18 protein-coding genes are annotated in these 21,225 nt (G+C 57.0%); 11 read left to right on the top strand and 7 right to left on the bottom strand.

Features of this window, described 5'->3' with window-relative positions; all coding sequences use genetic code 11:
* Window positions 1–11: 11 nt before the first annotated feature.
* The 6 genes from FrondiHNR_RS11360 to FrondiHNR_RS11335 all read left to right on the top strand — a co-directional run bounded on the left by FrondiHNR_RS11360 (window position 12) and on the right by FrondiHNR_RS11335 (window position 5,999).
* Entirely contained in the window at window positions 12–596 is a 585-nt protein-coding gene (locus FrondiHNR_RS11360; RefSeq protein WP_279352888.1) for a helix-turn-helix domain-containing protein, read from the top strand.
* A gap of 65 nt (window positions 597–661) precedes the next feature.
* Window positions 662–1,777 carry an ABC transporter substrate-binding protein gene (locus tag FrondiHNR_RS11355; protein WP_279352887.1) on the top strand — a complete coding sequence of 372 codons (1,116 nt, stop codon included), beginning with the start codon at window positions 662–664 and terminating at the stop codon, window positions 1,775–1,777.
* A gap of 2 nt (window positions 1,778–1,779) precedes the next feature.
* The gene (locus tag FrondiHNR_RS11350; protein ID WP_279352886.1) at window positions 1,780–2,643 is read left to right on the top strand and encodes an ABC transporter permease; all 864 of its coding nucleotides are present in this window, start codon (window positions 1,780–1,782) and stop codon (window positions 2,641–2,643) included.
* The gene (locus FrondiHNR_RS11345) at window positions 2,640–3,449 is read left to right on the top strand and encodes an ABC transporter permease (protein ID WP_279352885.1); all 810 of its coding nucleotides are present in this window, start codon (window positions 2,640–2,642) and stop codon (window positions 3,447–3,449) included. Before FrondiHNR_RS11350 ends, FrondiHNR_RS11345 begins: the two co-directional genes overlap by 4 nt.
* Window positions 3,430–4,572, top strand: a complete 1,143-nt coding sequence (locus FrondiHNR_RS11340; protein WP_279352884.1) for an ABC transporter ATP-binding protein — start codon at window positions 3,430–3,432, stop codon at window positions 4,570–4,572. The genes FrondiHNR_RS11345 and FrondiHNR_RS11340 overlap by 20 nt, the downstream gene beginning before the upstream one ends.
* A 56-nt stretch (window positions 4,573–4,628) precedes the next feature.
* Complete coding sequence (locus tag FrondiHNR_RS11335; protein WP_279354547.1) at window positions 4,629–5,999, top strand: FAD-binding oxidoreductase; 1,371 nt, start codon at window positions 4,629–4,631, stop codon at window positions 5,997–5,999.
* Window positions 6,000–6,299: 300 nt separating this feature from the next.
* On the opposite strand, the gene FrondiHNR_RS11330 is transcribed toward FrondiHNR_RS11335, so the two are convergent.
* Window positions 6,300–7,325, bottom strand: a complete 1,026-nt coding sequence (locus tag FrondiHNR_RS11330; RefSeq protein WP_279352883.1) for a serine protease — start codon at window positions 7,323–7,325, stop codon at window positions 6,300–6,302.
* 852 nt (window positions 7,326–8,177) lie between these two features.
* On the opposite strand from FrondiHNR_RS11330, the gene FrondiHNR_RS11325 reads away from it, so the two are divergent.
* From FrondiHNR_RS11325 to FrondiHNR_RS11315, 3 genes are all read left to right on the top strand, one after another.
* Window positions 8,178–10,415, top strand: a complete 2,238-nt coding sequence (locus tag FrondiHNR_RS11325; protein WP_279352882.1) for a carbon starvation CstA family protein — start codon at window positions 8,178–8,180, stop codon at window positions 10,413–10,415.
* Between the two features lie 6 nt (window positions 10,416–10,421).
* Window positions 10,422–10,664 carry a YbdD/YjiX family protein gene (locus FrondiHNR_RS11320; RefSeq protein WP_279352881.1) on the top strand — a complete coding sequence of 81 codons (243 nt, stop codon included), beginning with the start codon at window positions 10,422–10,424 and terminating at the stop codon, window positions 10,662–10,664.
* A 286-nt stretch (window positions 10,665–10,950) separates the two neighbouring features.
* Window positions 10,951–11,463 carry a hypothetical protein gene (locus FrondiHNR_RS11315; protein WP_279352880.1) on the top strand — a complete coding sequence of 171 codons (513 nt, stop codon included), beginning with the start codon at window positions 10,951–10,953 and terminating at the stop codon, window positions 11,461–11,463.
* A gap of 153 nt (window positions 11,464–11,616) precedes the next feature.
* Here FrondiHNR_RS11315 and FrondiHNR_RS11310 read toward each other — a convergent pair whose 3' ends face one another.
* The 4 genes from FrondiHNR_RS11310 to FrondiHNR_RS11295 all read right to left on the bottom strand — a co-directional run bounded on the left by FrondiHNR_RS11310 (window position 11,617) and on the right by FrondiHNR_RS11295 (window position 15,702).
* Window positions 11,617–12,321 (bottom strand): thioredoxin domain-containing protein, encoded by a 705-nt coding sequence (locus tag FrondiHNR_RS11310; RefSeq protein WP_279352879.1) that lies wholly within the window; start codon window positions 12,319–12,321, stop codon window positions 11,617–11,619.
* A gap of 102 nt (window positions 12,322–12,423) precedes the next feature.
* Complete coding sequence (locus FrondiHNR_RS11305; RefSeq protein WP_279352878.1) at window positions 12,424–12,807, bottom strand: hypothetical protein; 384 nt, start codon at window positions 12,805–12,807, stop codon at window positions 12,424–12,426.
* A 280-nt stretch (window positions 12,808–13,087) separates the two neighbouring features.
* Complete coding sequence (locus FrondiHNR_RS11300) at window positions 13,088–14,839, bottom strand: phospho-sugar mutase (protein ID WP_279352877.1); 1,752 nt, start codon at window positions 14,837–14,839, stop codon at window positions 13,088–13,090.
* A gap of 2 nt (window positions 14,840–14,841) precedes the next feature.
* Window positions 14,842–15,702: a purine-nucleoside phosphorylase gene (locus FrondiHNR_RS11295; protein ID WP_279352876.1), complete on the bottom strand. Its 861-nt coding sequence runs from the start codon at window positions 15,700–15,702 to the stop codon at window positions 14,842–14,844.
* A gap of 238 nt (window positions 15,703–15,940) precedes the next feature.
* On the opposite strand from FrondiHNR_RS11295, the gene FrondiHNR_RS11290 reads away from it, so the two are divergent.
* Complete coding sequence (locus FrondiHNR_RS11290) at window positions 15,941–17,380, top strand: NAD(P)H-quinone dehydrogenase (protein WP_279352875.1); 1,440 nt, start codon at window positions 15,941–15,943, stop codon at window positions 17,378–17,380.
* Window positions 17,381–17,470: 90 nt separating this feature from the next.
* Here FrondiHNR_RS11290 and FrondiHNR_RS11285 read toward each other — a convergent pair whose 3' ends face one another.
* Both FrondiHNR_RS11285 and ugpC read right to left on the bottom strand, forming a co-directional pair.
* Complete coding sequence (locus FrondiHNR_RS11285; protein ID WP_279352874.1) at window positions 17,471–18,874, bottom strand: DUF4032 domain-containing protein; 1,404 nt, start codon at window positions 18,872–18,874, stop codon at window positions 17,471–17,473.
* Between the two features lie 98 nt (window positions 18,875–18,972).
* On the bottom strand, window positions 18,973–20,070 hold the full coding sequence (ugpC, locus tag FrondiHNR_RS11280; RefSeq protein ID WP_279352872.1) for a sn-glycerol-3-phosphate ABC transporter ATP-binding protein UgpC: 1,098 nt from the start codon (window positions 20,068–20,070) through the stop codon (window positions 18,973–18,975).
* 244 nt (window positions 20,071–20,314) lie between these two features.
* On the opposite strand from ugpC, the gene FrondiHNR_RS11275 reads away from it, so the two are divergent.
* Window positions 20,315–21,223, top strand: coding sequence for a thioredoxin domain-containing protein (locus tag FrondiHNR_RS11275; protein WP_279352871.1), 909 nt, complete (start codon window positions 20,315–20,317; stop codon window positions 21,221–21,223).
* Window positions 21,224–21,225 lie beyond the last annotated feature (2 nt).

Raw genomic sequence — 21,225 nt, 5'->3', positions numbered from 1 at the left:
ACTTTGTTTGTGTGGAAGATATTGCAGGCGCAGAGGTAAGCGTGGACGACGAAGTCAGGTTTGGGAAAAAGATTGCGGAGTATCGAGAGCTTCGTGGGTTGAGCCTGCGAGCGCTTGCGGCTTCGGCGGGGGTCAGTTCAAGTTTTCTCAGCCAGCTCGAAAATAATCGGGTGAGTGCCAGCATTTCTTCCATGCGTAAGATTGCCGGTGCCCTGGGGGTGTCGATTGCAGATTTGCTGAGCACTAATACTGGACACGTGCGGGGTGTTGTGCGTGCTGCGGATCGTCCGGTGTACCTCATGGACTCTGGCTCACAGAAGCAGGTTATTAGCCAGTCTCCGGTTCGCAACCTGGAGATCTACACGGGCACCTTTGCCGTGGGTGGTTCTACCGGCGTCGAACAGTACACCCACGGTAGGGCCCAGGAAATCTTCATTGTTCTTGAGGGGAGCGTTGAGCTCTATTTGGGCAGCGAAGTTATTGCGATGCACAAACACGACAGCATCGAATATCTTAGTTCCGTTCCACATCGTGTTGTTAACGCGGGTGACACGGTGGCGGAGGTGATGTGGGTCACAAGCCCACCCACCCTCTAGCGTCCGTGTGTAACGGGCCGATTATGAAAAAACAGCAGAGTTACAGCATGAGAAAAGGGAACGACATGTTACAAACGCAAAGAAGCGCCAGTATTATCTTCGGTTCAATCGTTACCGTGGTGGCTCTTGCTGGATGTTCTTCTGGTGGAGGTGCCGTGGAGGTTGACCTGGGATCCGGTCCCGCGGTTGCGGGTGAGGTAAGGCAGCATGCCCTGGAGGGCGTAGATCTTACCCTGGCATCCTGGGGTGGCATCTACCAGGAGGGGCAGGTGGCTGCGGCTTCAAAGCCGTTTATGGAGGCCTCCGGCGCCCGGATGCTTGATGACGGACCCATGGAGTACGCCAAGATCAAGGCGCAGGTTCAATCGGGTAACGTTACCTGGGACATTGTCGACACGGATGCCATCTGGGCGGCAACCCAGTGTGGTGAAGACGGTTTGCTCATGCCCCTCAACACCAGCATTGTTGATACCTCTAATATTCCCGAGGGGCTTGTGGGGGACTGCTATGTTCCTGCGATGCAATACGGCTATGTGATCATGTACAACACGGAGAAGTACCCCGTCGCGCCGACCGGGTGGTCCGACTTCTTTGACACCGTAAAGTTCCCGGGTAAGCGGGCTATCGCCGGGTTTGAAGACGTTGGTCCGGGAGTCTTTGAGGGGGCGCTGCTGGCTGACGGTGTGGCGGCAGAAGAACTCTATCCGCTCGATATGGATCGTGTTTACAACAGGCTTGATACCATCAAGAGTAGCCTGATCTATTGGAAAACCGGTGCGGAATCCACCCAGATGATGGAGTCGGGTGAGGCCGACATGGCTCTGGTCTGGTCGGGCCGTGGTTATGAGGCGGTCAATAACGGTGCTCCCTACGCGCCCATCTGGGATGAGTCGCTTGTGATTATGGATGCGCTTGCCGTGCCTAGAAACGCCAGGAACCCCGATGCAGCGTTTGCCTACATCAACTACTATCTGGGTGCGGAGCAGCAGGCAAAACTCACCGAGCTTACCTCCTACTCGCCCGTTCACACGGGCGCGCAGCCGCAGCTTGATGCGTTGGCTCGGTCCTTTCTGATAACCAATCCCGAGGTTGCGGGCGTTATGGTGCCTACGAATGCTACCTGGTGGGGTAAGAACTATGACGAACAACTCACCGCTTGGCTTGAGTGGATGCAGAGCTAATCGTGAGTTCCATCCTCAAGACCGGGGGCCGCACCCCGCTGCGCACCCTTCTGCTCCTGGCTCCGGTGTGTGCGCTGCTGGTGGGGGTGTTTGCATCCTCCCTTGCCGATAGCATGTGGCTGAGTGTGACCGACCCGGCCCCGGGAATAGAAAACTATGTGTGGGTCTTCACCACCCCCTCCAATGTGGCCGTCATCATCCGCACCTTTGTGATTGCGCTTGCGGCCACCGTGATCTGCCTGGTGCTCTCCTATCCGTATGCCTATCTCATGCTCATTGCTGGGCCCCGGGCTCGCACTGTCTTGATCGTGATGGTGTTGGTTCCGTTCTGGACCTCGCTGATGATTCGATCATTTGCTTGGATCATCCTTTTGCAAGATACCGGGGTGGTGAATAGCCTGCTGGGAATGATCGGGTTGGGGCCGTTTGCCTTGATTAGAACATCCACGGGCGTTCTGATCGGTTTGGTGCAGGTTTTGCTGCCTTTTATGGTTCTGCCGCTTTACGCGGTGATGCGGGGCATCGATTTAAGGCTGATGGATGCCGCGCGCAGTCTGGGCGCGCGGCCCTTTAGCGCCTTCTGCCGGGTGTTCTTGCCGCTCTCGATGCCCGGTGTTTTTGCCGGCGCGCTCATGGTGTTTATTCAGGCCCTCGGCTTTTACATCACACCTGCTCTGCTGGGTTCCCCCTCGGACAGTATGCTGGCCCAGGCAATTTACGCGCAGGTGAGCGGGCTGTTGAACTGGGGCCGTGGAGGGGCTCTCGGAGTTGTGCTCCTGTTGATCACGCTTGTTCTTCTGGGTGTTCTAGCCCTTCTGGCCCGGCGCGGAGGAAAACGCGGTTCACCCGTGAGGGGGTTGCCATGATTGGTCACACCCGCCTGACCAGGGTGCTGCTCTGGCTATTCTCTGTTCTCGTGGCCGTGTGGTTGGTGGCGCCCACACTCGTAGTGATTCCCCTGAGTTTTACCGATAAAGCATCCCTGGTTTTTCCGCCCTCGGGGTATTCGCTGCGCTGGTATGAGTCATTCTTTACGAACCCCAGCTGGACCGCGGCCCTGACAAACTCGCTGCTCGTGGCGTTGTTGGTTGTTGTCGTATCGACTGTTGCGGGGGTGATGGCTTCCCTGGGGCTGTTTCGTCTGGTGAGTCGAAGAGCGGCCACCGTCCTCACCCTGGGGATGCTCGCACCGATGGTGGTTCCCGTGATCATCACGGCCATCGGAATCTACTCTATTTTCTTGAGGATGGGGATTCTCGGGACGCTCACGGGTTTTGTGCTTGCGCACTCCGTGCTGGCGGTTCCCTTTGTGATTATCTCGGTCACCGCCAGCCTCGCAGTTTTTGATACGCGCCTGGAGCAGGCCGCGGCCAGCCTGGGTGCGGGGCCGCTGGTAACTTTTTTCCGGGTGACCCTGCCCAACATTGTTCCGGGGCTTGTTTCGGGGGCGCTCTTTGCCTTTGTCACCTCGTTTGACGAGGTTGTGCTGTCTCTTTTTGTGAAGAGCCCCTATTTGGAAACTCTGCCCGTGCGCATGTATGCCAGCGTGACGCGTGACACCGATCCCACACTTGCCGCTGCGGCAACCGTGATTTTGGTGATCACAACGCTGCTGGTCATTATCGGTCTGCTTGTTATTGGAAGGAAAAATCGTGCCCAGCGATTCGCCTAGTATTCCGCGCAGTTCCTCGAATCGCGAGGGAGGTGTGCCGCCCGTGGATCGAGAGGGTGTGCCACCCGCAGATCGTGGAAAGGATACCCCGCCGGAAAGCCGCGAGGGCGCACCGCCCGAAAGCCGTGGGGTTCCGATTCACCTCGAAAACGTCTCAAAACGATACCCCCGATCGGTTGCGCTTGACGGTATAACCCTCACAGTAGAGCCGGGGGAGTTCATGACGCTCCTCGGCCCCAGCGGCTCGGGTAAGACAACAACACTCAACCTGATAGCCGGGTTTACGAGCCTGAGCGGCGGCTCCATCACGATCGACGGCAAGCGAATCGATCGGGTGCCCGCGCACCAGCGCGGCCTCGGGGTGGTGTTTCAACACTATGCCCTCTTCCCTCACTTAACTGTGGCCGACAACGTGGCTTTCCCGCTCAAGAGGCGTGGGGTGCCGCGTGACCAGCAAAAAATTCGTGTGAACAGTGCCCTAGAGACCGCGGGGCTGGGTGCTCTGGGAGAGAGGTACCCCGCGGAACTGTCGGGTGGCCAGCAGCAGCGGGTGGTGTTGGCCCGGGCGCTTGTCTTTGAACCGACCGCCCTGCTGCTTGACGAACCACTGGGTGCGCTCGATAAAAATCTGCGCGAAAAACTTCAGCTTGAACTGCGCAGAATTCACCGGGAGGTGGGGCGCACCTTTGTGTTTGTCACCCACGACCAGGAAGAAGCCCTCACCCTCTCCGATCGGATTGCGGTGTTTAACGAGGGGCACATCGAACAGGTGGGAACCGCGCAGGAACTCTACGAACGGCCTTCCTCCCTCTTTGTTGCCGGATTCATCGGGGAGTCAGCCATGATTCGCACCCCCGGATCGAGCAGGGTCACGGTTCTGAGGCCGGAGCGGGGAACGCTGCTCACCAGAGAGTCCGAGGTTGCGGCCGGACACAGAAGTGTTCCCGTGACAGTTTTGCAGAGCATTTATCTTGGATCCGGATGGAAATACGAGTGTGTTCTGCCCGATGGGTCAACCGGGGTGGTGCGCGATGGAGCAGAACCTCGGTGGCGGGGAAGCCCCGGAACTTCCGCACTACTCGCCTGGAACCCCGCCGACGCCGTTGAACTGCCCGAGCGATGAACAAACTCGCCTCGTTCCCCAGAACACAACACAAGTGAGGAAAGTAGAAGATGCCTATTGTAGACGGTCACGTTTCGTTCTGGTGGGAGCAGATTGGGCATCCTGCGCCGAGACCCACGCTGCCCGGGTCAATGCGCGCCGATATTGTCATCGTGGGGGCCGGATACACCGGCCTCTGGGCCGCCTACTACCTTAAAAAGGCGGCCCCTCATCTCCGGGTGGTGATCCTGGAGCAGCGCTTTGCCGGTTATGGAGCCTCGGGACGAAACGGCGGCTGGCTCACCAATAGCGTCACGGGAGGTCGCGAACAATACGTCCGCAGCCACGGGCGTGACGCTGCCCACCGCTTTCAGGCGGCGATGAATGAGACGGTTGATGAGGTTATCCGGGTTGCCCACGCGGAGGGGATTGAGGCTGATATTCACAAGGGTGGTGAGTTTAGCGTGGCGTACAATCAGGCACAGGAGGGTCGATTGCGAGCCGCCGCGGCCTCAGAGCAGCAGTGGGACAACACCGATGTTGAGCTACTGGATGCGGTCGCTGCACAGGCCAGGATCAACGTGGTGGGAACCCGCGCGGCCCTGTGGCATCCGCACTGCGCCCGGATTCACCCGGCAAAACTCGCGCGTGGATTAGCCGCCTCGGTAGAAAGCCTGGGGGTTAAGATCTATGAAAATACCCGGGTAACAGAGATCCGTCCTCACCTTGCGCTCACCGAGCACGGTGAGGTTGAGGCTCGGTACATCGTTCGGGCAACCGAGGGGTTTACGTCTCAATTGGCGGGACTCAAGCGGGCGTGGTTGCCGATGAACTCCTCAATAGTGGTCACACAACCGCTCTCGCAGAATATCTGGGACACCATCGGTTGGGAAGGCCGCGAAACGCTGGGAGATTTTGCTCACGCCTATATGTACGCGCAGCGAACCGCTGACGACCGTATTGCGCTCGGTGGGCGCGGTGTGCCCTACCGCTACGGTTCTCGCACCGACCTTGACGGCCACACTCAACCTCGCACCGTGACCATGCTGCGGGAGATACTCAATCGCTTCTTTCCCGCAACCGCCGGTGTGGAATTGGATCACGTGTGGTCGGGAGTGCTGGGGGTGCCCCGGGATTGGGCTGCAACGGTGGGGCTGGATACTCAAACGGGGATGGCGTGGGCTGGCGGATACGTGGGAACCGGTGTGGCCACCACCAACCTCGCGGGAAGAACACTGGCCGACCTGATCCTGGGTGTGGATTCCGACATCACCCACCTACCCTGGGTGGGGCATCGGGTGCGTTCTTGGGAGGTGGAGCCGCTGCGCTGGGTTGCGGTTCAGGCGCTCTACGCAACGTACCACGCTGCCGATCGTGCGGAACAGGCTCGGAGAACTACGACCTCCCCTCTAGCGATGATTGCCGATAAAATATCGGGTCGTGCGTGACGTTAATAAATAATCCTGCCGTTGGTCAGAGCCCACACGGTGTTGAGGGTTTTTGCACTTTCGGGTGAGGTGACCGTGAACCTTGTAGAGAGGTGGTCGAATGGATTCTGTTTTGTCGTTGAGTACGGTGTGAACGTGGTTGTGGTGTTGATTCTGTTGAAAGGATGACGGGGTTATATCCGTATTGTTCGCAGAAAAATTCCCCGTTTCTGCGAGTGAAGGTTCGTAGAAACGGAGACCTCACGTGTCCGCTACTGTGGGTGATGAGCCAATGTCTCACCCGTGGTGAAGATCACGGTTTTACCTGGCCCAGAGCCCGAGTTCTTTGCGAAGCTCTAGTACGCCGGGGGTGTTCCAGCTTTCCCAAACTTCTTTTGAGCCCACGCGAGTAAACGCTTTCGGGCCAAAAGGGGAACCTGATCGTACAATTCCGACCTGTTCCCAGCCGGTGAGGCTTTCTGGTGAGGCTTTTAGGAGGGGGCCGCCGCTATCGCCTTTAGCGACGCCGGTGTTTCCTATTCCGGAGCACAGATGACGCTGGGTGTCATAGAAAAAGCGATTGTTTGCTGTGCAAATTTTGTGGTCAAGGACAGGCCCGTGAAGTTCCTGAAGCGTTTTTGGGTTTTCCCACTCAATGGATTTGGGGTCGATGTCCGGGCTGAGGGCCGCATCTCGCATCTGGCCCCATCCAATCGCGGTCACATCTGTACCCTCCCATAACCGTGCGTCACCGGTCGTTTTTGAGAGGGTAACCGGTGCGATCTCTGTGACAGGGGTCTCTAAGAACATGATGGCAGCATCAGTGTGATCCTCTCTCATCGGGCCAGATATTATCGGATCCTTGGCAGAGCGAGTCTTGTAGGCAGGGTGGTATTCGACTCTGCTGATCTTAAATGATTTTGTATTAGTGTCTCTGCCGCGTATGAAAGGAAAGCTCTCAAAAAACTTTTCCTCGTTACCCTTTTCTTTCGCGAGTTGTCCGATGTAGAAGTCATCCATGGGCGTACGCCCGTCGGTGAAATATGCTCTCAGGTTTGATGTGTCCTGGTCGACCAGGCAGTGTGCCGCTGTCAGAACCGCATTTTTGCTGATGAGGGTTCCTCCGCAGAAGTGACTCTTATATTTCGCTCCGACGGATACCATAAAGGGGTATTTGCCGAGTGGGGCATCCTGTCCTCCAACAATATAGCTTGTTGTGGTGTCATCGTGCGGTTCGCTCTGCGGTGTGGCATAGGCTACGCCTGCAGAAAAGAGTGTTGAAGCAATAGAAAGTGATACTGCTGCGACAGTGAAATTTTTAATAACCCGGTATGGATTATTTTCCATGAGAATGTTTCCTTATTGATTTTAAGTAAATGATCATCATTATCATAGAACTCTCTTCTCCGGATCTCAAGGCTTGTCTTGAGATCCGGATTTTTTCCCACCTTTCTTGCGGCAATATAAATTTACGTAACCTGAATGTATAAAATACCAGAGACTAGCTGGTGCCTCATGGTGTATCGTCACCACGTTGGATCTATGGCGTGACCGCCTGCCGTTGTGGGTGGGCACTTCAGTGGTGAAGGGCTGGGGTGGCTATGGGATCTGTGTGGATCTAAAAGTTGACAAGTCTATTTTTATTATGCAATTATTAGATTGTTAAAAACATTTAAATATTACTTAATATAAGTAAATATTAGTTTTGGATTCATTTATTTTCTATATGCTTATGGTTTGTTTCCCCTCGACCGTGTAGACGTGATTCGGTATGTCGATGAAGGATGTGGATATTAGGAGTAGAAACAATGAAGAAAAGATTATAGGCGGCAGCTGTGGGGAATTTGCTTATCGATAGCACTATTTTTCCGGCTCCAACGGCGGATCAAGGAGAGGCGTTGACGGAAGCACTGATTTTTGCAGGCGGATCGTCACGGTATCCGAGGCAATAATCGAATTTTCTGGGCGCAAGTTTTTAGATCAGCGCAGACGGGGTCAGTGAGTGTTTCGTTCGTAAGTCAGCTGACTCTCGCAAGGCAACTAGCTCTGCGTGGAACGGTTCATGGGCACTACTATAAATCTTTCAGTCAGGTAATACCCCGGATTCGATATGTTGGGTTTAGTTGCGCTCTGTGAAGCCACTGTGTTGTGAGGGTCCGTATGTAGATCTGGCCTACGCTGCTTTTCGAAGGAGAATGAATGAACCTGGTGCAAGAAACTGTTCAAGTATTGCCCCCTGTGGCGCTCGCTGAAGAGCAAATGGCTGAAGACGATAAACGCAAGTACGGCCTCAAAATTGCGATGTGGATCGGTATTGGTCTATTGGGTGCGTTGGGATGGGCGATGCTTGCCATCGTGCGGGGAGAGGCCATCAATGCGATTTGGTTTGTGTTCGCTGGTGTAGCGAGTTACCTTATCGCATACCGATTCTACTCGCGTTTCATCGAGAAGAACGTCGCTCAGCCTGACGATAAACGCGCCACTCCCGCTGAGTACAAGGCAAATGGCAAAGACTATGTGGCAACGCACCGCAACGTGCTTTTTGGTCACCACTTTGCTGCAATCGCTGGTGCCGGCCCACTCGTTGGCCCGGTGCTTGCAGCGCAGTGGGGTTTTTTGCCCGGCACCATCTGGATTATCGTGGGTGTGATCTTCGCGGGGGCTGTGCAAGATTACCTAGTAATGTTCTTTTCCACTCGTCGTGGCGGTCGATCCATCGGTCAGATGGCGCGTGATCAGCTCGGACGCATCGGCGGTACAGCCACGATCATTGCGACGCTTGTCATCATGGTGATCATTGTTGCGATTCTTTCGCTCGTTGTGGTGAACGCGTTGGCAGAGAGTCCCTGGGGTGTGTTCTCGGTTGGTATGACCATTCCAATCGCGCTGTTTATGGGTGTGTACCTGCGTTGGATTCGCCCCGGCCGAATCACTGAGATTTCCATTATCGGCTTCGTATTGCTGATGGCCGTGATTATTGCGGGGGGCTGGGTTGGAGGCACCGATTGGGGTGTTGCACTGTTCACGCTCGATAAGGTCACCCTCGCGTGGTTCATCGTAATTTATGGGTTCGTTGCAGCAGTACTGCCGGTTTGGCTGCTGCTCGCCCCTCGCGACTATCTTTCGACCTTCATGAAGATTGGCGTGATTGTGCTGCTCGCCGCGGCCGTGCTCATCGTCAACCCGGTAGTGCAAGCCCCCGCGGTGAGCCAGTTTGCTTCGACGGAGGTCAACCCCGTCGTATCGGGCAATATCTTCCCGTTCTTGTTCGTGACGATTGCGTGTGGCGCCTTGTCAGGGTTCCACGCGTTGATCGCCTCGGGTACCACTCCCAAAATGGTGCAGAAAGAACGACAGATACGCTTCATCGGATTCGGCGGCATGCTGATGGAATCATTCGTTGCTCTCATGGCGCTTGTGGCAGCTGTGACTCTTGACCAGGGCATCTATTTTGCAATGAATTCGTCGGCTGCGGCGACCGGCGGCACCGTGCAGGGGGCGGTCGACTGGGTAATGGGGCTCGGACTCACTGGCGTCAACGTCACTCCTGAGATGCTCACTTCGGCCGCGCAATCTGTCGGTGAAGAATCGATCGTGTCTCGCACCGGTGGGGCGCCGACGCTGGCCATGGGTCTCGCGAACATATTGAAAGATCTCTTCGGTGGCACCGCAATGATGGGGTTTTGGTACCACTTCGCCATCATGTTCGAGGCACTGTTTATCTTGACCGCGGTTGATGCTGGTACGCGGGTGGCAAGGTTTATGCTGCAAGACGCTTTTGGTAACTTTATTCCTAAGTTCCGCGATAACTCCTGGCCTTTGGGAGTGTGGATCTCCACTGTGATCATGGTGGCTGCCTGGGGTGCAATCCTGTTGATGGGTGTGACCGACCCTCTCGGCGGTATCAACACACTGTTTCCGCTCTTCGGGATCGCGAACCAATTGCTCGCCGCGATCGCTCTCGCGGTGGTCATGGCGATCGTCGCAGCAAAGCAGAACTTCAAGTATCTTTGGGTCGTCGCCGCGCCGCTCGCGTTTGTGGCCGTTGTTACGATTACTGGGTCGTTCTATAAGATTTTCTCGCCGGTGCCGCAAGTCGGTTACTTTGCGAACCACTTCAAATATCGTGATGCGCTCGCCGCAGGAGACACCTCTTTGGGTGAGCCGGCTGTGATGGAGGCAGTCGTGCGCAACACTCTTGTACAGGGTGTGCTGTCGATCCTGTTCGTGACGCTTGCGATTATTGTGATTGCCACGGCTGTGGTTGCGGTTATTCGCTCCTACAGGCATGGAAAGGTGGTCGATACCGAGGGTCCGGTCGTGCCGTCACGAATCTTCGGAGCCGCAGGCTTTATCGCCACAGCGACTGAGCGCAGGATTCAGGCTGAATGGGACGCGTTGCCTGAAGAGCAGCGGGATGAGGCCAGGAGGCACTAGTTAGCTATGGTCAGGTTTGGGCGGGATCAAGGCGGGCGGGCGGTGCAGGATCGCGTGCCCGGCCCAGTGCGTCGCGCGCTGCGCCGTCTTGTTGCTGTAGTCCACGATCTCACCGGAGAAGGTGCTTACCTCCTATACTGTGAGCATCATAAGCGTACTCACCCCGGCCAGCCGGTGCTGAGCGAGCGGGACTTCTGGCGTGAGCGTTACTTGGAGCAAGGTCATGATCCGGGTTCTCGCTGTTGTTGATGCAGCCAGATATTAACGCGAAGGATGCGATTGAAATTTTGGGATTTGCTCTCATTATTGATCTTTACCCGGTCTTGCTGGAGATTTTTTGTAGATCAAAAATTCGACAAGTTCATTTTTATCGTGCAAGTATTATTTTGTTAAAAATGCTTATCTTAGCTAAATTTAAAATTAACAGTAAACGAGCGCTCAAGGCACATTTCTGTGCTTTTTGGTTTATTTCCCCTCGGCTGTGTAGGCGTGGCTGACGTATATCGATGAAATATATGAAATGGAGTAGTAGTACATGAAGAAGAGATTAAAAGCGGCGGCGGTGGGGGTTTCGCTTGTCTGTGGTACCATTTTTGCGGCTCCAGCGGCTGCTCAAGTAGAAACTCTACCGCAAACATCTACGGTAGTAGAGCATCCGACGGCGTCGCCCTATGCGGTGGTCATCAGTAGAGCCGCCGATGTTTCCATTTGGTCTTTTCTTTTTGGTGGCACCCTTGAGCTTAAAGTGTCGGGAGTGGCTGGAGTAGGAGCCAAGCAGTTTAACGGAGGATTTGGTGGTATGGGGGTTGGTGGGGGGTATGTTCATGGTACGTTGAGTTCGTATTATGGATTTGACTATCTCTACCAAAACACCCATTCTTACACAGTGGTTGCTACGACGACTACAACAATAGTCGAATTTTTCGGACCAAGTCCTTTGAGTGGTGAAGCTGGAAAGAGCCGCATGATTGGAAAATTTCATGCCGCCGAAGGTATAGCTATTGCCGGGATTTTTAAAGGCAATGGCGGTCACTGGAAAGACAGATAGTCTGGCGGGGGAGGGATTCCAGCATTGGATCTCCTCCCCTGCTCTGCAGCAGCGATCCGGCAACCGCAGAGGCAGGAGAAGATGACTCAGACATGTTCGTGAGATCCACACGAGAAGCTATGGTCGGAATGTGGCGGCTGCATCACAGCATGCTCACCCCCGGTTGGCAATTGCCTGATCAAGCGCATCGGTGATATCGCTAGCCATCCGAGGCTGGAGTATCTCGCCGTCGAGGAAGAACGTGGGCGTTCCTTGGAGCCCGAGTGCCCGGGCCGCATTAAAATCTTCCTCGACTCGTGCCTGTGTCGCGGGGTCGGTAACGGCCTTCTCGTAGGCCGTCATGTCCAAACCGAGTTCCTCTGCGAAGGAACGAAAACGTTCGGCCTCTGACGTTTGTTTCTCTCCCCACTCGGCCTGGGTCTCAAACATCTTCCGGTACATTTCCTCGAATCTTCCCTGATTTGCGGAGGCTTCAACGGCAATCGCGGCGTTCATAGAGTTTTTGTGGCCCGGGATCGGGAGATAGCGAACCACATAGTTAATCTTGCCATCGTATTTTTGGCGGATATCCTCGATGACAGGATAGACGGCCCCGCAGACCTCGCACTCGAAGTCAAGAAACTCGACCAGCGTGGGGGCTCCTTCGCCGGCGTCATTAAGCACATGCGAGTTCTCCTGAACGAGTGGAACGTCCCCGGGATGAGTGCCCTTAGAGGCTCGCTGTGTGTCGGTCTGGTTGAGTGCGGAGGAGAGGACGACAATCAGGAAGATGAGAATAATAGCGGGGATGGTGATGAATGCCGCCTTTGCTGAAGTACCGAGCTTTTTCCGTGATTTCTGCACAGTGTGGTGGGTCATGAGTGTTCCTTTTGAGATGTGGTGGGTGTGAACGTTCAGCAATTGCCAATAAGTGGGAACGGTCAAGCGACCCGTTCCCGCTCGTGGCAGAGTGAGGACGAGCTAGATCCGCAGGAGGCTCAGGTGATGAAGATCGAATCGATGTCTGCCGCGGTGGCCGAATTCAGAGGAGAAAGTGATCAACAGAGGAAGCGCCCGGAGGCTCTGAAACCGCACCAATCTGAAGCGCAGAGCGAAAAAGAGTAGTGCTGCCAATATAAAACCGCAGAGAATCCCGAGGATGCATGTCACCACCCCGATCGCCGTGTTCGTATCGGTCGCAGTGTCAGGTTTTGTGGCGGAAACGAGTTGCTCTTCCGGAGCGTCTATGAGGGTCGGAACCACGGGATGAGCGGGTGTGGAGGGGCCGAGACCATCACTATGGGCGACACCCCAGAGGCCCACAATAAAGACGATCGCGACGACCAGGATTGTTATGGTGCGCACCGTAAACTGCCGCCGCAGCGGACCGACAGTGTAAGGTGCGCATAACACACCCCGATTTTAGTCGGGCAAGATCACCCGAATCTGTGAATGTACTAATGCGCAATGTTGAGAGGGCATCGGGTCATGTGTTTGTGTTCTCGGCGTATCCACCAGGCTCGTCCTATGATCTTTTGGCCCTGCAGCCGTCCATTATGTTTGTTACTCGAGGTTTGTTGCGATCCGCGTCTGCAGTGCTTCACGGACGATCTCGGCGTTGCGATGACCACCGTAGACTGCACGGTTAGCTCTCAGTGAGTTCCCGCATCTCTGTTTCAAGAGACGCCAGGGTTGCCCGACAGTGTGCACGGCGCTCGGCGAGTGAGCCAATACTGCTCTGTGTGTCAATATAGATCTTCAGCTTGGGTTCGGTACCGCTTGGGCGAACCATGATCCGTGAGCCGTCTTCCAGAATATAGCGGAGCACATCGCTGGCCGGTAGCCCACCCAGGCCGGCGGAAAGGTCTTCGACCCGAGATACCGCTATTCCTCCCACCGAGGAGGGTGGGCTCTGGCGCAGGCGTGCCATGATCGTGTCGATGATGGAGAGATCCGTGACCCGGATCGATACCTGCCCGGAGGCAAAGTGGCCGTACGTCTCCGAGATTTGGTCGAGCAGGTCGCTCACCGACACGCCCCTATCGTGATATTCCTGGGCCAGATCGAGAAACATCACGGCGGCGGAGATGCCGTCTTTGTCGCGGATCGTATCGGGATTAACGAGGTAGCCCAGGGCTTCCTCATAACCAAAAATGAGGTTGGGAACGCGGGATACCCATTTAAACCCGGTGAGTGTCTCCACAAAATTGAGTCCGTGGGCGCGGGCGATAACCCCGAGTCCGGGAGAGGACACGATGGTGCAGGCTAGCGTTCCTCCCGGGGTATCGGAGCGGGAGTTGAGTTCTGCCGCGCGCCAGCCCAGAAGAAGGCCCACCTCGTTTCCGGTAAGGCGACGGAACCCCTCCACCTGGGTTGGGTCGGGGATGGCTACCGCGAGCCGATCGGCGTCCGGATCGTTGGCGATAATGAGGTCTGCCCCCGTGCGTGCGAGTGCGTAGGAGAGATCCATAGCCCCTGGCTCCTCCGGGTTAGGGAAGGCAACCGTGGGGAAGTCAGGGTCGGGATTCTGTTGCTCCGCAACGCTGCGAGGTATAGGCAATCCCGCCTGCTCGAAGACTCGGGACGCGGTTTGCCATCCCACCCCGTGCATCGCGGTATACACCACGCTGAGGGGAGAGCGGGGGATGGGTCCCTCGGCCGTGTTGGCATCCGAACCCGCATAGTGGCTCAGCGCGCTTGTCGCGGCAATATAGTCCCGCACCACCGCGCCTCCTGCCACCTCGTAGTCGGTGGAGCGGGGGAGGTCCGAGATGGGGCCGGAAGCTGCAACCAGGCTGATTTTAGCCGCAATTTCGGAGTCCATGGGGGCGGTGATCTGTGAGCCAGCGCTGTCTCCACCCAGGTAGACCTTATAGCCGTTGTCACGGGGAGGGTTGTGGCTGGCGGTTACCATTACGCCGGCTGAAACCCCGAGGTGGCGCACCGCAAAGGCGAGCACAGGGGTGGGGAGAGCTTCGGGAAGAAGGACGGCTCGCACCCCGGCTCCCGCCATGATTTCGGCGGTATCGCGTGCAAAAACATCCGAGTTCTTGCGTCCGTCATAGCCGATGACGATGCTGGGCTGTGCGGGGTTTGGCCCCGCGTCCGTGCCGTTTTTCTCGGCAGTCGCCGACTTTTCGAGCAGATACATCGCAAACCCGGCTGCGGCCTGGGTGACCAGCACGCGGTTCATCCGCGCGCAGCCCGCCCCCAGCTCACCGCGCAGCCCAGCCGTGCCAAACGCGAGTCGAGAGTCAAAGCGTGAGTGCAACTCTGCTACCGCCCGGTCATGGCCGCCGAGGGCATCTGTGATAAGACGATTGAGTTCGGCTCGAGTCTCCGGGTCGGGATCCTGATCGTGCCAGGCCCCCGCCGCCGCAATGATGCTCTCTGTCATCGTTAACCTCCCTGAGAAATTTCCGTGACAACACGGGCGAGTAGGCTGCTGATAACCGGCTCGGCGGTGCGTCCGGCCTCGATGACCTCCTCGTGGCTCAGCGGGGTTTTTTGGATTCCGGCGGCCAGGTTGGTAACGAGAGAGAAGCCCAGCACCTCCATACCTGCCTCGCGTGCGGCTATCGCCTCAAGCGTGGTGGACATCCCCACAATGTGCCCGCCGATGCTCTTTGCCATCTGAACCTCGGCCGGGGTTTCGTAGTGGGGCCCGCGGAACTGCACGTATACGCCCTCATCGAGTGAGGGCTCAACCGCCTGTGCTACGCCGCGCAGACGTGCGGAGTAGAGATCGGTGAGGTCGATGAAAGTGGCCCCCTCGAGCGGGGAGTCGGCGGTGAGGTTAATGTGGTCGCTAATCAGAACGGGCTGGCCCGGCTTCCAGGTTTCGCGAATTCCGCCCGCGCCGTTCGTAAGGATCATAGTTTTTGCGCCGGTGGCAGCCGCCGTGCGTACGCTGTGCACCACGCGCCGCACGCCGTGATCTTCGTAGTAGTGGGTGCGCGCACCAATGACAAGCGCGTGTTTCCCACCGGGCAGGGCGATGGAACGGAGCGTGCCCACGTGGCCCTCAAGTGCCGGTTTGCTAAAGCCAATGATTTCTGTTGCGGGAAGTGTAGCTACCGTCTCACCGATGAGGTCGGCCGCTTTTGCCCAACCGCTCCCCAGCGTGAGCGCGATATCGTGGCGCTCAACCCCCGTTTTTTCTGCAATCTGCGCTGCCGCCTGCCGCGCAATCTCAAACGGGTCTGATCCCGGAACATCGAGCGGGTGGATGTCATGAGAGGGAGGCACAATCGTCGTCATACTGATAAGCCTACTGGCACTTTCCGTCAGGAGATCAGGGATACAGGAATTTTGGGGAGAGCCTCCACAATTATGTCTTACTTCCGCCGTTGCGATTTTTCGTTCTGGCGTTGAGAGTGTCTGCTCTTCGTTGTTGAGAGTGCCTGTCTCTGCTGGCGTTATCGCTCAACCTCACAGTCGTGATTAATTTCGACCTTACGGTTTGGCGATGAGGCGAATAACGAGGGAGAATAGGCGCATGTCTTATGAGTTTGAGCGCAAGCATCGGGTTGTTGTTGTGGGGGGTGGGCCCGGCGGCTATGAGGCTGCCCTGACAGGAGCTCAGCTGGGAGCCGAGGTCACGTTGGTGGAGCGTGCGGGTGTGGGAGGCTCCGCCGTCATCACGGATGTGGTCCCCTCAAAAAGCCTGATCTCCACGGCAGAAGCCGCGATTGCGGTGCGCGATTCCGACCAATTGGGCGTGCAATTTTATGCACGAACAGACGCCGACAAACCCGTTCGCCCCGAGGTTGCCGTCAACCTGGCCGCGGTAAACCGCCGCCTGTTGGCTCTTGCCCACGAACAATCCGAAGACATGAGAACCACCCTTGAAAATGCGGGTGTGCGAATTATTACCGGCGAAGGGCGGCTCGACGGTCAAAATGCTGTGATTGTCTCAACCGCTCGCGGCGAAGAGGGAACAGACTTCGATCGGATCGAGGCCGACACCGTTGTGGTCTCGGTGGGTGCAAGCCCCCGCAAGCTCGACTCCGCAATGCCCGACGGGGAGCGCATCCTCACCTGGACCCAGCTCTACAGCCTGCAGGCAATCCCCGAACACCTTATCGTGGTGGGGTCCGGTGTGACCGGGGCCGAATTTGCCTCAGCCTATCGCGCGCTGGGCTCGAAAGTTACCTTGATCTCCAGTCGCGATCAGGTGCTGCCCGGCGAGGATGCCGATGCCGCCGGGGTGGTGGAGTCCGTGTTCCGAAGAAACGGCATGACGGTGCTGAACAAGTCGCGAGCCGATACCGTGGTGCGCAACGGTGAGAGTGTTGTGGTAACTCTCGCAGACGGCAAAACGGTGGAGGGGTCGCACTGCCTCATGGCGGTTGGTTCCATCCCCAACACCGCGGGTATCGGACTGCGCTCTGCGGGTGTGCAGCTCACCGAGAGTGGACACATTCGGGTCAACCGGGTGGCGCGCACGAGTATCCCCTCAATCTATGCAACGGGAGACTGCACCAACTTTATGCCCCTGGCCTCCGTCGCCTCCATGCAGGGACGTACCGCGATCTTTCACGCCCTGGGTGATGCAGTAACCCCCATCGAGCTGCGCAACGTTGCCGCAAATATCTTTACCCAGCCGCAGATCGCCACCGTAGGCTTCTCTCAAAAACAGATTGAAGAGGGCGTGCGCCGCGGTGAAATTTACAAGCTTCCGCTCAAGGTAAACCCGCGCGCCAAGATGATGGGCATCACCGACGGCTTTGTGAAGCTCTTCTCCAGTCGGGGCTCCGGCACCGTCCTGGGCGGTGTTATTGTGGCCCCCAACGCGAGTGAATTAGTATTTCCGCTGGCGCTCGCGGTGGAGCACCGTCTCACGGTTGATCAGGTTGCCCGCGCGTTTACGGTATACCCCTCGCTTACCGGATCCATCTCGGATGCTGCCCGAGCCATGCACACGGTCGAGGAATAAGGGGCGAAGAAACAGCGTCCGATTAGACCCGTCACCGTTCCCTGAGAAGATATGCAGCTGCGTCTCGGTAAGAGCCCGGATGCATCCCGACTAGACGAGCTTGCGCCAGTCAATCTCGTCGTCGGGATCGTATCCCGGGTCTTCCTCTTCGTCATCCGCGTTGCTGATAGCCGGGGAGAGCGGGTCCACAAAGATCCCGCTCGGGGGAGTGCTCGGTGAGACCGGGGCAGCGTCGGGGTAAACCACCTCGACGGGTACCGTGAAGGTTCCCGTCGGGGGGTCGTAGAGGCGTGCCTCATCAGGGCGATGGGCGAGGATCTCGGTGATATACGAGGACACGGCATCCTGAAGCGAGATGTCTCTTTCGAGGCGTTGGCTCTCAAACCAGCGGTATTCGAGTAGCTCGTGAAACACCTCGGCGGGCTGGAGCTTTCGCTTCATCTCGCGGGGGATCGCCATGATCACGGGCTCAAAAACCTCGGTGAGCCACTGGTGGGCCAGCATGTCCTCGGGGAGGTGCGACTCCTCGCGATGCCTGGCCACGTATTCGTCAAGGTCGTTGAGAAGGCGTCGCGCCTGGTTTTCTTGCGCGTCCAGCCCCGTGAGGCGGATAAGTCTGCGCTGGTGGTGGCCGGAGTCAACAACTTTTGGTTGGATATGGACGGTTGTTCCCGAGACATCGGTTGTTATCGACATTTCTTCAATATCGAATCCGAGCTTGTTGAGGCGTCGCACACGTTCCCTGATACGCCAGGTCTCGTCGCTGGTGAAGCTCTCGCTCTGTGTGAGCTCGGCCCAGAGCGAGTCGTAGGACTCCTGAAGTCGGTTGGCAATTTTGACAGGGTCGATGCTCTCGTCGAGTCGGCCACTGGCCTGCAGATCGAGGAGTTCACCCGCAATATTCACGCGCGCAATCTCAAGATCGTGTTCACGCTGCCCGGTGGAGAGGGCCTTGCCAAAGAGCTTGCCGGTTTCGGCATCTACCAGGTACGCGGCAAAAGCGCCCGCGTCCCGGAGGAAGAGGGTGTTTGAGAGCGAAACATCACCCCAAAAAAACCCGATGTTGTGCAGCCTCACCAGAAGGAGCGAGAGCGAATCCACTAGGCGGCTTGCGGTCTTTTTGCGCATCCGTCCCGAGAAGAGCGCCCGATACGGCAGCGAGAAGGTGAGGTGCTTGGTTATTAGGACAGACTTGAGTGGTTCACCACCCGCTGTGTGCCGATTGGTCAGGAAGGCAATGGGTTCAACACACGGAATCTCAAGGCGTTGCAGGGTCATGAGCATTTCGTACTCACCGCGCGCCATGTCGTCTGTTGTTTCCTTAACGGCCACGATATGCCCGCTCAGGTGGGCAAAACGTACCAGGTGCCTTGAAATTCCCTTGGGTAGCGCCGCGATAACCTCGTCGGGCCATTCGTTGAGAGGGAGGGTCCAGGGGAGGTCGAGTAGCGCCGGATCAATCCGGGCCGCGGTGATGTTCAAAGAAACTGACACGATGCTCCAGGTGTAGGGTCACAATAAAAACGGAGGACACGCGAGAACTGGTCCGCGCATCCTCCGTGAGAACGGGCACTGTTTTAGGTCGACAGGGACTACTGGGAGGCTGAGCCGCCAACCCGGTCGCCCGAGTCGATGTTAAACAGGTGGACGTGGTTGGGAACGGGGTGAACGTAAACGGTTTCACCGGCGTGGGGGTGGCTGCGGCCATCAACGCGCGCCACTATGTCGGTGCGTACGCCCTCCACCTCGGAGTGTCCGTAGAGGTAGCCGTCGGCCCCGAGTTCTTCGACCAGATCAACCTGAACCTCAAGACCCGTGCCACTGTCGCGGGAGATCTCAATGTCTTCGGGTCGGACACCCACGGTGACCTGCTTACCTGTGATACCCGCGAGAGTTTCGCGGGGGACGGGGAGAACAGAGTTACCAAATGCAATACCCTGCTCCACAACATCGGTGGGGAAGAGGTTCATCGCAGGGCTTCCAATGAATCCGGCGACAAACACGTTGGCGGGTGAATCGAGAAGCTCACGGGGAGTTCCCACCTGCTGCAGGATGCCATCTTTGAGAACCGCAATGCGATCACCCATGGTGAGGGCCTCGGTCTGATCGTGGGTAACGTACACGGTGGTTACCCCGAGGCGGCGCTGCAGCGATGCGATCTGGGTGCGTGTTTGTACCCGCAACTTGGCATCGAGGTTAGACAGCGGCTCGTCCATGAGAAACACCTGCGGCTGACGCACGATCGCGCGTCCCATGGCAACACGCTGCCGTTGACCACCGGAGAGAGCCTTGGGCTTGCGCGAGAGGTAGGGTTCAAGGTCGAGGAGCTTTGCCGCCTCAAGAACGCGTGCGGCGCGCTCTTCTTTGGCAACTCCCGCGATCTTGAGCGCAAAGCCCATGTTCTCGGCAACCGTCATGTGTGGGTATAGGGCGTAGTTCTGGAAGACCATTGCGATATCGCGGTCTTTGGGGGCAACGTCGGTAACGTCTTTATCTCCAATGAGAATGCGCCCGGTGTTGACCTCTTCGAGACCGGCAAGCATGCGGAGTGTTGTTGATTTACCGCAACCGGAAGGGCCTACCAAAACGAGAAACTCGCCATCGGCTATGTCTAGATCAATTGAATCGACCGCCGGGCGAGTGGTGTTTGGGTACAGGCGTGTTGCTTTATCGAAAGTGACGGATGCCATTTTTTCTCCTTCACCGGCAGGTACGTGCCGGACGATCCGTAGTGAATGAATATTGACGACATCTTTGCCGCCATCATCAAGTATACGTCATCAAATCCGCTATGAATCTCCTTGTATTCTGCTGAGCGTTGGCCATTTACCATACTTGAAGACTAAAATTGCTGTGTTGCATCATTCGTATTGGTGATGCTGCTGTGTGCACCAGTCACAATTCCCCATTTAAAACACGGAGATCTTAATAGTCATGGCAGATGGCAAGCAGGGCCGGGTAACTAAGAATGAACGTCGCGAACAGGCGCGTGAGCAGGCACGTGTCACGCGCGAAAAGCAGAAGAAAAAAGAAAAGCGTAATCGCCTCTTTCTGCAGGGGGGTGTGGCTGTTGTCCTTCTGGGAATTGCTACGGCTGTTACCCTCTTAATCGTTCAGGCTGTACAGCCTCCGGGGCCCGGACCCGCAAACATGGCAAGCTACGGTCTTGTAGTGGGGCAGGATCTACAGGTTGAGAACACGGTTGCTCTTCAACCTGACGATAAGGCCATTACACCCGAGCCGGATCGCACCACCGGTCCCGTTGACGTTGTGGTGTACACAGATTACATCTGCCCATACTGCGGGCAATTTGATCAAGCCAATGCCACGCTGCTCGAGAACATGGCTGGGAGCGGCGAGATAACCCTCGAACTTCGGCCACTTGCCGTACTGGACGCTCAATCGATGGGCAGCCGCTACTCTACCCGTGCCGCAAACGCTTTTGCCTGTGTTGCCGATCTGCAGCCGGAGGCGGGCCTTGATTTCCACACTCGCCTGCTGAGCGAGGGGGTGCAGCCCGCGGAGGGTACCCGGGGTTTGACCGACGATGAGCTACTCGAACAGATGTCGGAATCCGGTGTGAACGTGGACCAAGAAATGCGCTCGTGCGTGACAAACAGGCAGTTCTCCTCCTTTATCTCCCGGGTGTCGGAGAGCGCCCTCAGCGGACCTCTTCCCAACACCGAACTCGAGAAGGTCACGGGAACACCCACTGTTCTTGTGAACGGTGAGCAGTACAGGGGTGCCCCCGGCGACGGAGCGGCTTTCCAGAACTTCCTGCTCAGCTTTATGGCTGAAACTCCCGCAGACCAGGGAACAAACAACCAGGGAACAAACGAATAAGT

Origin of the sequence: Lysinibacter sp. HNR, assembly GCF_029760935.1 — a bacterium.
GTDB lineage: Bacteria > Actinomycetota > Actinomycetes > Actinomycetales > Microbacteriaceae > HNR.
This window is presented reverse-complemented; position numbering and strand designations above follow the sequence as displayed.